Source organism: Pseudomonas danubii, assembly GCF_042980055.1.
Classification (GTDB): Bacteria; Pseudomonadota; Gammaproteobacteria; order Pseudomonadales; family Pseudomonadaceae; genus Aquipseudomonas; species Aquipseudomonas danubii.
Window position 1 is genome coordinate 3,323,192 of record NZ_CP116502.1, and the last position, 12,456, is coordinate 3,335,647.

A 12,456-nucleotide genomic window follows, 5' to 3' on the forward strand; every position below is an offset into this window, starting at 1 on the left:
GCTGGATTGCGGGCGAAGGCCGCCGCCGATCCGTCTGTAGAAACATCGAACGCCACGGCCCTCGTGGGGTCTGCACCCTATACAGTCCTTTCCAACCCTCGATACAGGAGTGTCTGTGATGTCGCAAACATTGACCCTCAACCAGCGTGTGGTGCTGGTCTCTCGTCCCCAGGGTGCACCGGTCCCTGAGAACTTTCGTCTGGAGCGGGTCGCCTTGCCGGAGCTGGCGGACGGCCAAGTCCTGCTGCAGACCCTCTACCTGTCCCTGGACCCCTACATGCGCGGCCGCATGAGTGACGCGCCGTCCTACGCCGCACCGGTGGAAATCAATGAAGTCATGACCGGTGGCGCGGTGAGTCGGGTCGAGCGTTCGCTGAATCCAAAGTTCCAGGAAGGCGATCTGGTCGTGGGGGCCACTGGCTGGCAGAGCCACTGCATCAGTGATGGTCGTAACCTGATTCCGGTGCCTTCCGGCCTGCCCAGCCCCTCCATGGCCTTGGGCGTGCTGGGCATGCCCGGGATGACTGCCTACATGGGGCTGATGGACATCGGTCAGCCCAAGGCCGGGGAAACCCTAGTGGTGGCTGCGGCGTCCGGCGCTGTGGGCTCGGTGGTAGGGCAGGTGGCCAAACTCAAGGGGCTGCGGGTGGTGGGTGTGGCCGGTGGCGCGGACAAGTGCCGCTACGTGGTCGAGGAACTGGGTTTCGACGCCTGCATCGATCACAAGAGCGCCGATTTTGCCGCTGAGCTGGCCCAGGCCTGCTTCAAGGGCGTGGACATCTATTTCGAGAACGTCGGTGGCAAGGTGTTCGATGCCGTGCTGCCCTTGCTCAATCCCAAGGCGCGCATTCCCCTGTGCGGGTTGATCGCTCAGTACAATGCTCAGGAACTGCCGCCAGGCCCGGACCGTCTGCCGCTGTTGCAGCGCGCCTTGTTGACCAAGCGGGTGCGGATCCAGGGCTTTATCGTCTTCGACGACTATGGTGACCGGCATCCAGAATTCATCAAGGCCATGGCGCCCTGGGTGCGCGAAGGCAAGGTCAAGTTCAAGGAAGATGTGGTCGAAGGCCTGGAGCAGGCGCCTGAGGCCTTCATCGGTCTGCTGGAGGGGCGCAACTTCGGCAAGCTGGTGGTCAAGGTTGCCGCGTACGCGAGTATTTGACGCTACCCTGAGGCGCGGGTATAAACCGCGTCTCGTCGTTTTGTCGGACCTTTGCCCATGAGCTTCAGCCCCCTGATTCGCCAACTGATCGATGCCCTGCGCACCTTGCCGGGCGTGGGTCAGAAAACCGCCCAGCGCATGGCCTTGCAGCTGCTTGAACGTGATCGCAGTGGTGGTTTGCGCCTGGCCCAGGCCCTGAGCCAGGCCATGGAAGGGGTGGGGCATTGCCGTCAATGCCGGACTCTGACTGAAGACGAGCTGTGCCCGCAGTGTGCCGACCCGCGTCGCGACGACAGCTTGCTCTGCGTGGTGGAAGGACCGATGGATGTGTACGCGGTGGAACAGACCGGCTATCGCGGTCGATACTTCGTGCTCAAGGGGCACTTGTCACCGTTGGACGGTCTAGGGCCCGAAGCGATCGGTATTCCGCAGTTGCTGGCACGGATCGAGGAGCAAGGCAGCTTCAGCGAAGTGATCCTGGCCACCAACCCGACCGTGGAAGGCGAGGCTACTGCGCACTACATCGCCCAACTGCTGACCAACAAAGGCCTGATCACTTCGCGTATCGCCCACGGCGTGCCTCTGGGTGGCGAGCTGGAGCTGGTGGACGGCGGCACCCTGGCCCATTCCTTCGCCGGTCGCAAGCCCATAGCGCTTTAACGCGGTAGGAGCCGGCTTGCCGGCGAAAGACCCGCCACACATTTTCTTGAAAACCAAGCAAGCGCTTGGTAAGTTCCCTCGACCCTTCAGAGGAGCTTGCCGATGTCTGCCTGCCAGGAATACTTCGACCCCAGCCACCAGTTGGTCCGTGACAGCGTGCGACGTTTCGTCGAACGGGAAATTCTCCCCGAGATCGATCAGTGGGAGGAGGCTGAGAGCTTCCCCCGCGAGCTGTATCTCAAGGCCGGTGCGGCAGGGATCCTGGGGATCGGTTATCCCGAAGCCCTGGGGGGCAGCCACGAAGGTGACCTGTTCGCCAAGATCGCCGCCAGTGAAGAGCTGATGCGCAGCGGTTCCGGCGGCCTGGTGGCAGGGCTGGGCTCCCTAGATATCGGCCTGCCGCCCATCGTCAAATGGGCTCGACCCGAAGTGCGGGAGCGAGTGGCGCCCCAAGTGCTGTGCGGCGAGAAAATCTGCGCTCTGGCGGTGACAGAGCCCAGTGGCGGCTCTGACGTGGCCAACCTGCAAACCCGCGCCGTGCGTGACGGCGATCATTATCGGGTCAGCGGCAGCAAGACCTTTATCACCAGCGGCGTACGCGCCGATTTCTACACCGTTGCGGTGCGTACCGGTGAGCCCGGTTACGGCGGCATCAGCTTGCTGCTGATCGAAAAGGGCACGCCGGGCTTCACCGTGGGGCGACAGCTGAAAAAGATGGGCTGGTGGGCCTCGGACACTGCCGAGCTGTTCTTTGACGATTGCCGGATACCGGTGGGCAACCTGATCGGTGCCGAGAACATGGGCTTTGCCTGCATCATGGGCAATTTCCAGAGCGAACGCCTGGCCCTGGCGCTGATGGCCAACATGACGGCGCAGATGGCCCTGGAGGAAAGCCTGAAGTGGGCTCGCGAGCGCGAGGCGTTCGGCAAGCCCATCGGCAAGTTCCAGGTGCTCAAGCATCGTCTGGCGGAGATGGCTACGGCTCTGGAAGTCTCGCGGGAGTTCACCTATCGCCAGGCGGCGAAGATGGCCGCCGGCAAGAGTGTGATCAAGGAGATTTCCATGGCCAAGAACGTTGCCACCGATACCGCCGACCGTATTACCCATGATGCGGTGCAGATACTCGGTGGCATGGGCTACATGCGCGAGAGCCTGGTGGAGCGCCTGTATCGCGACAACCGTATTCTCTCGATCGGCGGCGGCACTCGCGAGGTGATGAACGAAATCATCAGCAAGCAGATGGGCCTGTAGAAACCTGCTTGCTGGTGAATACGCGGGTAGATCCTAGCGCTCAGTCAGCGAGAACTGCGTCAGGCAGAAGGTTGGGATGCCCATGTCTTCCAGTTTCTGCGAGCCGCCCAGCTCCGGCAGGTCGATGATGGCGGCGGCCTCGTAGATCTTCGCCCCCATGCGCCGTACCAGATTGGCCGCGGCGATCAGGGTACCGCCGGTGGCGATCAGGTCATCGAACATCAGTACCGAATCGCCTTCGCACAGACTGTCGGCGTGGACTTCGAGAAAGGCTTCGCCGTATTCGGTCTGATAGCCCTCGGCGAGCACGTCCGCAGGCAGCTTGCCCTGTTTGCGAAACAGGATCAGCGGCTTATTCAGTTGGTAGGCGATGATCGAGCCGATCAGGAAGCCCCGGGCATCCATGGCACCGATGTGGCTGAAGTCTTCTTCGACATAACGCTGGGCGAAACTGTCGGCCACCAGGCGCAAGGCCCGGGGAGACTGGAACAGAGGGGTAATGTCGCGGAAGATCACGCCCGGTTTCGGGAAGTCGATGACAGGGCGGATCAGGGATTTGATGTCGAAGGAATCGAAGGCCATCTTCAGGTGTCCTGGCGGGCAAATAGGCCGCGCCAGTATACCCGCGACCGAGCGGCTTGGCTCAGTCGCAAGTGCTGCGGTTCAGCCGTCTACCGAGCCGCCGGCCAGGGCGCAGAGCTGGATCGGATCGAGGATGTGCACTTCCTTGCCTTCGGCGGCAATCAGTTCGTTCTGCTGGAAACGGGTGAACACCCGGGATACGGTTTCCACCGCCAGGCCCAGGTAGTTGCCAATTTCGTTGCGCGACATGCTCAAGCGGAACTGGTTGGCCGAGAAGCCCCGTGCGCGGAAACGTGCGGAGAGGTTGACCAGGAAGGTAGCGATGCGCTCGTCTGCGGTCTTTTTCGACAGCAGCAGCATCATCTGCTGATCGTCACGGATTTCACGGCTCATGACTCGCATTAACTGGCGGCGCAGTTGCGGCAGTTGCAGAGCCAGTTCGTCAAGGCGTTCGAAGGGAATCTCGCACACCGAGGTGGTTTCCAGGGCTTGTGCCGAAACCGGATGGCTTTCGGTATCCATGCCGGACAGCCCCACCAGCTCGCTGGGGAGGTGGAAGCCGGTGATCTGTTCTTCGCCACCGTCACTGAGGCTGAAGGTTTTCAGGGCACCTGAACGCACGGCATACACCGAGTCGAAGCCGTCACCCTGACGGAACAGGAATTCGCCTTTTTTCAATGGGCGGCCACGTTTGACGATTTCGTCCAGCGCGTCCATGTCTTCCAAATTCAAGGAAAGTGGCAGGCACAGAGGGGCCAGGCTGCAATCCTTGCAATGGGCCTGGTTATGAGCGCGCAGTTTAACTGGCTCGGACATTCTAGAATCCTTGTGGGAAAACACACATAAGCCGTAAGGGTAACTCACGGGAGGAGGTTCCGGCCAGTCCGTGCCGTATTGATTGTTAGTCGTAAAGCATTCCTTTTATGAGTCGATAACCAGTTAACAAAGTTAACTTGGAGAGCTGCAACTATGTCCTCTGTTGGCGGTATTACTAATGGCAGCAACAACTTGCAGCTACTTTCCGAGACCTCGAAAGGCAGTGATGACGATGAACTAAGGAGCTCTCCATTAGTTGCTGAATCGGTGATCGGAGAGGGCGTCAAAGTGTCGCTGTCGGGTGTTGGATTGCAGAAATCCTCCAGTGCTGCGGGCGATGACCGTGACATCGAGGAAAGCGGTCTGCCCGAAAATATTCAACAACTCCTCAAAATGATCAGAAAATTGCAACAACAGATTGCCGAAAAGCTTGCCCGGCTTCAGGCAGTCATGGCCGACAAACGCCTGAGCCCTGAAGAGGCCAAGGCGAAGGTTGGCAGCTTGCAGTCTGCCCTGGCGAGCCTGAACAGCGGTTTGCTGACCGCCAATGCCTCCCTGGCCAAGGCGATGAAAGAGGCAGGTCTGAGCCCCGAGCAGGTGATGAAGGCCGCTTCCCTGATCATGAAGTCCTAGATCACCCGGGAAAAACGCTGGCGATTCTGTTGGCCCAGGTATGCATCGAAGATCATGCACACCGAGCGCACCAACAGGCGTCCTGCTGGAAGTACGGTAATCGCCTCGGCGCTGAGTTGAATCAGGCCATCGTCGGCCATCTCCTGCAGATCCGGCCATAGTTCGTTGAAGTAGCCACGAAAGTCGATATTGAATGCCTTTTCTATATCTTCGAACTTAAGACTAAAGTTGCAGATCAGTTGTTGAATAACTTCACGGCGCAGACGGTCGTCGGTGTTGCATACCAAGCCACGACTAGTGGCCAGTTGTGCACCCGCCAAAGCATTTTGATACTGGGTCAAGTCACTGCTGTTCTGGCAGTAGAGATCCCCGATCTGACTGATGGCCGATACTCCCAGCCCAATCAAGTCGCAATGACCATGTGTGGTGTAACCCTGGAAGTTGCGTTGCAGGGTCGACTCCTCCTGGGCGATTGCCAACTCGTCATCGGGCAGGGCGAAATGGTCCATGCCGATGTAGCGATAACCAGCGGCGGTCAGTTGCTCGATGGTGCGTTGCAGCATTTCCAGTTTCTCTGCCGGAGCCGGCAGCTCATTGCCATTGATCCGCCGTTGCGGCATGAAGCGCTCGGGCAGATGGGCATAGTTGAAGACTGAGAGGCGATCCGGTTGCAGGCTGATCACTTCTTCCACGGTGCGGGCGAAGTGCTCTGGTGTCTGCTTGGGCAGGCCGTAGATCAGGTCGATGTTGATGGAGCGAAATTGCAGGGTGCGGGCCGCTTCGATCACGGCCCGTGTTTCCTCCAGGCTCTGCAGGCGATTGACCGCCCGTTGTACCGCCGGGTCCAGATCCTGCAGGCCAATGCTGACCCGATTGAAGCCCAGCTCCCGGAGCAGGCCCATGGTGGACCAGTCGGCTTCCCGGGGGTCGATCTCGATACCGTAGTCCCCGGAGTCATCGTCCAGCAGGTTGAAGTGCTTGCGCAGCAGCGCCATCAGTTGGCGCAGCTCATCGTGATTGAGAAAGGTCGGGGTGCCGCCGCCGAAGTGCAACTGCTCGACCCGCTGGTTGGGCGCCAGGTGGCAGGCGATCAGTTGCATCTCCTGTTCCAGGCGTTGCAGGTAGGGCAGGGCGCGGCTGCGATCCTTGGTGATGACCTTGTTGCAGGCGCAGTAGTAGCAGATGTTGGCGCAGAACGGGATGTGCACGTACAGCGACAACGGACGCTGGGCCTTGCGGCTGTCGCGCAGGGCGTGCAGCAGATCGAAGGCGCCGACCTGGCTGTTGAATTGCACCGCGGTCGGGTATGAGGTGTAGCGTGGTCCCGCCAGGTCATAGCGGCGGATCAGATCTGTGTCCCAACGAATGGCGTCGAGCATGCGGGAATTCCCCCGGATAGGCTGGCAGTGTTCGCGAGTCTAGGGGGTTAGGGCTGCGGCCATCTTGATTTGTATCAAGGGTGTTCGGGAGCCGCTGAGGTAGCGCCGACGGGGCGTGCAAGCCCTGTAGCCGGGCACTTTCCTGGGATCAGTGGCCCATCAGCCAGTGTTGGTGAGGACCAGGCAGGGTCCAGATGCCGAACAGCATGACCAGCAGCCCTCCGGCCATGCGCACGCTGCGACGGCGCAGCAGGGCGGTAACCCGTTCTGCCGCGAGGCCCGTGGCCAATAGCACAGGCCAGGTGCCGAGGCCGAATGCCAGCATCAGCAGAGCGCTGTCCAGAGCGTTGCCCTGGCTCGCCGACCACAGCAGGGTGCTGTACACCAAGCCGCAAGGCAGCCAGCCCCAGAGCGCGCCCAGGAGCAGTGCACGAGGCAGGCTGGAAACTGGCAGCAGGCGGTTGGCGACAGGCTGGATATGCCGCCACAGGCCCCGTCCAAGGCCTTCGATGCGGGTCAGGCCGCTCCACCAGCCGGCCAGGTACAGGCCCATGGCGATCAACAGCAAACCAGCCAGTACCCGCATGAACAGCGCCACCGGGCTGCTGGCCACGGCCCAGCCAGCCAGGCCCAGCAGCAGGCCGGCCAGGGCATAACTGAGGATGCGCCCCAGGTTGTAGGCCAGTAGCAGGCGGAAACGCCGGCTGCGTTGCTCCTGGGGAATGGCCAGGGTCAGAGCGCCCATCAGGCCGCCACACATGCCCAGGCAATGCCCCCCACCCAGCAAGCCAAGGATCACCGCCGAAACCAATAGGGGAGCCAGCTCAAGCATGAGGTGGTTCCGCTTTCTTGACCGGCTCGGCGTCGTTGCCTGGCTGGCCCTTGGCTTCGTCCACCGCTGCGGTGTGGCTAGGGTCTTGATCGTCGAACAGGATGCTGTGGGCCGGGCCGTCGAGGTCGTCGTACTGACCGCTGTCGACGGCCCAGAAGAAGATATAGATGGCGATGGCCACGATCAGCAGGGCGGCCGGAATCATCACATATAGAGCTGGCATCTGGACTCCAGGCCCGGCGGCTCAGGCCGGCAACAGGCGGGTTTCGGGGGCGCCGGCGCTGTCGGCTGACCGCGGCATGCGGGTCAGGCGCAGGGCATTGAGCACCACGGTCAGGGAACTGATGGACATGCCGATTGCAGCCCAGACCGGAGTGATCCAGCCCAGGGCAGCGAACGGCAGCATCAGGCCATTGTACAGCCCGGCCCAAAGCAGGTTCTCGATGATTACCCGGCGGGTCCGGCGGGCCAGGCTGAAGGCCTGCACCAGTGCGTCCAGGCGGTTGGACAGGAGCACTGCATCGGCGCTGGTCTTGGCCAGGTCGGTGGCCGAACCCATGGCCACGCTGATGTCGGCGGCGGCCAGCACCGGCACATCGTTGACCCCGTCGCCGAGCATCAGCACTTTGCGGCCCTGTTGATGCAGCTGTTGCAGTACCTGCAGCTTGTCATCCGGGCGCAGGCCACCACGGGCCTCGTCGATCTGCAGTTCGGCTGCGACGCTGGCCACCATCGGTGAGCTGTCCCCGGACAGGAGCAGGGTATGCCAGCCGCGAGCCTTGCAAGCGGCCAGGAGGGCTGGGGCGTCGCTGCGCAGCCGGTCATCGAGCACCAGCCAGGCGAGGGCACCCTGGCTGTCACCCAACAACAGCCACTGGCCGGCTTCATCGGGCATCGAGGGCACCGGGCAACCGCTGAGTTCGCAGACGAATGCCGGCTGGCCGATGCGCAAGCGCTGTGTGCCCACCAGGCCTTCCAGGCCCAGCCCCGGGCTGCTGGTGACCTCTTCGGCCGCCACTGGAGCACGGCCAAAAGCCCGGGCAATAGGGTGCTCGGAGCGGTTCTCCAGGGCGGCCGCGAGGCTCAGGCAGTCATCGCTGGACAGCGGCCCCAAGGGGCGAATGGCGCGCAGTGCCAGGCGTCCTTCGGTGAGGGTGCCGGTCTTGTCGAAAATCACCGTGTCGATCTGGTTCAGGCCTTCGAGCACATGACCGCGGGTCAACAGCAGACCGAGCTTGTGCAGAGTGCCGGTGGCGGCGGTCAGGGCCGTCGGGGTGGCCAGGGACAGCGCGCAAGGGCAGGTGGCAACCAGCATGGCCAGGACGATCCAGAAGGCGCGCGAGGCATCCAGTTGCCACCACAGCAGGCCGATGGCCGCTGCAGCGATCAATGAAAACAGCAGGAACCACTGGGCCGCGCGGTCGGCGACCTCCGCGAGCCGCGGTTTCTCTGCCTGAGCCCGATCCAGCAGGCGGACGATGGCGGACAGCCGGGTGTCCTGGCCCAGGGCCTGAACCTCCACCGTCAGCGCGCCTTCGACGTTCAGGGTGCCGGCAGTGACGCTATCTCCCAGGCTGCGTGGTTGCGGCAGGTACTCGCCGGTGAGCAGGGATTCGTCGATGCTCGACTGGCCGTCGAGGATCTTGCCATCGGCCGGCAGCACCGCGCCGGGATGCACCAGTACCCGGTCGCCCAGGCGCAGTTCGGTGAGCAGGATGCGTTCACTCTGGCCATCCTGGCCCAGGCGCAGGCAGGAGGCAGGCAACAGGTTGACCAACTGCGCTGTGGCCGCCGCGGTGCGTTCCCGGGCCCGACGTTCCAGGTAGCGGCCGGCGAGAAGGAACAGCGCGAACATGCCCACAGCGTCGAAGTACAGTTCGCCGACACCGCTGATGGCGGTCCAGATTCCCGCCAGGTAGGCCCCGCCAATGGCCAGGGACACCGAGACATCCATGGTCAGGTGACGGGTGCGCAAGTCGCGCATGGCGCCCTTGAAGAAAGGTGCGCAGCTGTAGAACACGATGGGAGTGGTGAGGAACAGTGCGACCCAGCGCAGGATGGTGTGCAACTCCGGGCTCAGGTCGATATTGAATTCCGGCCAGGTGGCCATGGTCGCCATCATGGCCTGGAACCACAGCAGTCCGGCGACCCCCAGCTGGCGCAGGGCCAGGCGGTTTTCGCTGGCCAGTTGCTCGGAGGCGCGGTCCGGCTGGTAGGGGTGGGCGGCGTAGCCGATGTGCCGCAGTTCGCTGAGAACCTGGCTCAGGGGCAGTTGGCTATCGGCCCAGCGCACATGCAGGCGATGGTTGGAAAGGTTAAGGCGGGCCTCGACCACTGCTGGCAGGCTGCGCAGGTGTTTTTCGATCAGCCAGCCACAGGCTGCGCAACTGATGCCTTCCATGAGCAGTGTGGTTTCCGCCAGCTCGCCTTCGTGGCGGACAAAGGGCTGTTGCACGTCGGCACGGTCGTACAGTGCCAATTCGTCCAGCAACTGCACAGGCAAGGCTTCGGGGTTGGCCGAGGCTTCACTGCGGTGGCTGTAGTAATGCTCCAGGCCGCCAGCAACAATGGCTTCGGCTACCGCCTGGCAGCCCGGGCAGCAGAACTCCCGAGGCTCGCCGAGCACGACGGCGGTGAACCGGCTGCCAGTGGGAACCGGCAGGGCGCAGTGGTAGCAGGGCAGTGGCGTGGTCATCGGCGGTCTTTGTGGTCGGGAAAAAACTCATCGCCGGCCAGTCGCCTGCAACCCGGGTGACGGGGAGGGCGGCGGGCCGGCGATGGACGACAGGTGTTGTTCAGTTCAGGTCTTCCGCCCCTTGCAGCGGCTCATCGCCCAGCAGCAGGTCCTTGTCGTGGCTGACTTGTTCCTCTTCGAACATGCGCCAGGTCTTGTCGCCTTCGACTCCCAGCAGCTCGACGAAGCGCCGGCCTTCGACCTGATCGCTCAGCTGGCCAATGTAGCGACCTTGTTCGGTTTCGCTGCGGGTGAGGGCGATCTTGCGGTCTTTCTCGGGCTGGGTCGGCGAGATCAGGTTCAGCTCCAGGGTCTTGGGCTGGCTGTTACCGCTCAGGCGCAGTTCCACTTCGCCGGTCAGTTCGTCGAGGTGCACGTTGGCGCGCATCTTCAGGGTCTGGGCCAGCAGTTCACGGTCCAGGGAGCGGTTGATGCCCTTGCCGGCCTCGTAGTAGTTGTCGTTGACCAGGTTGTCCGGGTTGTTCACGGCGATGGTCACCATGGACAGGGTCAGGGTCACCGAGCAGGCGAGGATGCCAATGATGATCCAGGGCCAGAGGTGTTTGTACCAGGGGCTGGTGGTGGTAGCTGCGGGCATGATCACTTCTCTTGGCTCTTAACGAGTTTGTGGGCCGATGAACCGGCTCTTGGCTTCAACGTGGACGCTGTCATCGTCGGCATCCTTGAGGATGAATTTCACCTCGTTGGTGGTCGATGGCAGTTGCTCTGGAGCGATGGACAATTCCACTGGCATGCTGACGATATCGCCGGCCTCCACGTGGATCTCACGCTTGCCTTGCAGCTTCAGGTCCGGCAGGCCAGCGGCATCGAGCACGTAGGTGTGGTCGCGCTGGTCTTTGTTCATGATCTTCAGGCTATAAACGTTTTCGATCCGGCCTTCTGAGTTTTCGCGGTACAGCACCCGGTCCTTGCTGACATCGAAGCCCACCAGCGAACGCATGAAGAACGCGGTGACCAGCAGGCTGATCATGGCCAGCAACACCAGGGCGTAACCGACCAGGCGCGGACGCAGTTTATGGGTTTTCTGTCCGGAGAGGTTGTGTTCGGTGGTGTAGCTGATGAGTCCGCGTGGGTACTCCATCTTGTCCATGATGCTGTCGCAGGCGTCGATACAGGCGGCGCAGCCAATGCATTCGATCTGCAGGCCATCTCGGATATCGATGCCGGTGGGGCAGACCTGGACGCACATGGTGCAATCGATGCAGTCGCCCAGACCCTGGGCCTTGTAGTCGGCGCCTTTCTTGCGTGGGCCACGGCTTTCGCCACGGCGCGGATCGTAGGACACGATCAGGGTGTCCTTGTCGAACATCACGCTCTGGAAGCGCGCATAGGGGCACATGTAGATGCACACTTGCTCGCGCAGCCAACCAGCGTTGCCGTAGGTGGCCAGGGTGAAGAAACCGACCCAGAAGTACGACCAGCCATCGGCCTGGCCCGTGAAGAACTCGATGACCAGTTCGCGGATGGGCGAGAAGTAGCCGACGAAGGTCATGCCGGTGACGAAGCCAATCAACAGCCAGAGGCTGTGCTTGCTGAGTTTGCGCAGGAACTTGTTGGCGCTCATGGGCGCCTTGTCCAGCTTGATGCGCTGATTGCGGTCGCCTTCGGTGACTTTCTCGCACCACATGAAAATCCAGGTCCAGACGCTCTGCGGGCAGGTGTAGCCGCACCAGACGCGTCCGGCATAGACGGTGATGAAGAACAGGCCGAAAGCGGCAATGATCAACAGGCCCGAGAGCAGGATGAAGTCCTGGGGCCAGAACGTGGCGCCAAAGATGAAGAACTTACGTTCCGGCAGGTTCCACCAGACAGCCTGGTGACCACCCCAGTTGAGCCACACGGTGCCGAAGTACAGCAGGAATAATCCGGCGCCGCCCAGCATGCGCAGATTGCGGAACAGGCCAGTGAAGGCGCGGGTGTAGATTTTTTCCCTGGAGGCGTAGAGGTCGACGCTGTTGGTCGCGTTTTTGGCAGGCGGGGTAACGTCTTGTACGGGAATCTGGTTGCTCATCATTGCATCCCACGGCAGTGGAAAAATGCCTCGGCCAGTACATGCCGGCCGGGGTCAAAAGGGGTGTTGCAGTGGCGCAATGATACGCCTGTAGCTCTAGCGCAAGGGTGCGACCTTTGGTCGCGTTGGGGGAAATCAACTGATGGTGTAATGACTTGAATCAATTGACTTATGAATTATGGACCCATTTGCACGCGTCGCCGTTCAATTCTTCCAGGGAATGATCAGGCGGACTCCGCAGGCCTCAAAGTCCTCCTTGTTCTAGAAGTGTTACTGCCGGGTTGCCGGGAAGGGTGATCCACCGTCGAGCACCAGCTGATGCAAGGCGCAAACAAAACGGCCCCGTCAATTTTCATTGGCGGGGCCGTTGAGTGT

The 12,456-nt window shown here is 61.9% G+C and carries 12 protein-coding genes; 4 read left to right on the plus strand and 8 right to left on the minus strand.

What is annotated here, in order from left to right; translation table 11 throughout:
* The first annotated feature begins 118 nt into the window (after positions 1-118).
* From PFZ56_RS15460 to PFZ56_RS15470, 3 genes are all read left to right on the plus strand, one after another.
* A complete protein-coding gene (locus tag PFZ56_RS15460; protein WP_170004310.1) occupies positions 119-1,162 on the plus strand; it encodes an NADP-dependent oxidoreductase in 1,044 nt (347 codons plus the stop codon).
* A gap of 57 nt (positions 1,163-1,219) precedes the next feature.
* Entirely contained in the window at positions 1,220-1,822 is a 603-nt protein-coding gene (gene recR / locus PFZ56_RS15465; protein WP_102863810.1) for a recombination mediator RecR, read from the plus strand.
* Between the two features lie 102 nt (positions 1,823-1,924).
* Positions 1,925-3,073, plus strand: a complete 1,149-nt coding sequence (locus PFZ56_RS15470) for an acyl-CoA dehydrogenase family protein (RefSeq protein ID WP_102879002.1) — start codon at positions 1,925-1,927, stop codon at positions 3,071-3,073.
* A gap of 33 nt (positions 3,074-3,106) precedes the next feature.
* On the opposite strand, the gene PFZ56_RS15475 is transcribed toward PFZ56_RS15470, so the two are convergent.
* Together PFZ56_RS15475 and fnr are read right to left on the minus strand one after the other, a co-directional pair.
* Positions 3,107-3,655, minus strand: a complete 549-nt coding sequence (locus PFZ56_RS15475) for an adenine phosphoribosyltransferase (RefSeq protein ID WP_102863808.1) — start codon at positions 3,653-3,655, stop codon at positions 3,107-3,109.
* An 81-nt stretch (positions 3,656-3,736) separates the two neighbouring features.
* Entirely contained in the window at positions 3,737-4,471 is a 735-nt protein-coding gene (gene fnr / locus PFZ56_RS15480; protein WP_102863807.1) for a fumarate/nitrate reduction transcriptional regulator Fnr, read from the minus strand.
* Between the two features lie 153 nt (positions 4,472-4,624).
* Here fnr and PFZ56_RS15485 point away from each other — a divergent pair, with 153 nt between their 5' ends.
* The gene (locus PFZ56_RS15485; protein WP_170004312.1) at positions 4,625-5,104 is read left to right on the plus strand and encodes a hypothetical protein; all 480 of its coding nucleotides are present in this window, start codon (positions 4,625-4,627) and stop codon (positions 5,102-5,104) included.
* On the opposite strand, the gene hemN is transcribed toward PFZ56_RS15485, so the two are convergent.
* From hemN to ccoG, 6 genes are all read right to left on the minus strand, one after another.
* Positions 5,101-6,483, minus strand: coding sequence for an oxygen-independent coproporphyrinogen III oxidase (gene hemN / locus PFZ56_RS15490; RefSeq protein WP_102879004.1), 1,383 nt, complete (start codon positions 6,481-6,483; stop codon positions 5,101-5,103). The two genes, PFZ56_RS15485 and hemN, sit on opposite strands and share 4 nt — an antisense overlap.
* Positions 6,484-6,631: 148 nt before the next feature.
* A complete protein-coding gene (locus PFZ56_RS15495) occupies positions 6,632-7,315 on the minus strand; it encodes a sulfite exporter TauE/SafE family protein (protein ID WP_102863804.1) in 684 nt (227 codons plus the stop codon).
* Positions 7,308-7,538, minus strand: a complete 231-nt coding sequence (gene ccoS / locus PFZ56_RS15500) for a cbb3-type cytochrome oxidase assembly protein CcoS (protein WP_102863803.1) — start codon at positions 7,536-7,538, stop codon at positions 7,308-7,310. The genes PFZ56_RS15495 and ccoS overlap by 8 nt, the downstream gene beginning before the upstream one ends.
* A 21-nt stretch (positions 7,539-7,559) precedes the next feature.
* Complete coding sequence (locus PFZ56_RS15505; protein ID WP_110596942.1) at positions 7,560-10,010, minus strand: heavy metal translocating P-type ATPase; 2,451 nt, start codon at positions 10,008-10,010, stop codon at positions 7,560-7,562.
* 100 nt (positions 10,011-10,110) lie between these two features.
* Positions 10,111-10,647: a FixH family protein gene (locus tag PFZ56_RS15510; protein WP_102863801.1), complete on the minus strand. Its 537-nt coding sequence runs from the start codon at positions 10,645-10,647 to the stop codon at positions 10,111-10,113.
* A gap of 18 nt (positions 10,648-10,665) precedes the next feature.
* A complete protein-coding gene (ccoG, locus tag PFZ56_RS15515; protein ID WP_170004314.1) occupies positions 10,666-12,081 on the minus strand; it encodes a cytochrome c oxidase accessory protein CcoG in 1,416 nt (471 codons plus the stop codon).
* Positions 12,082-12,456: the final 375 nt, after the last annotated feature.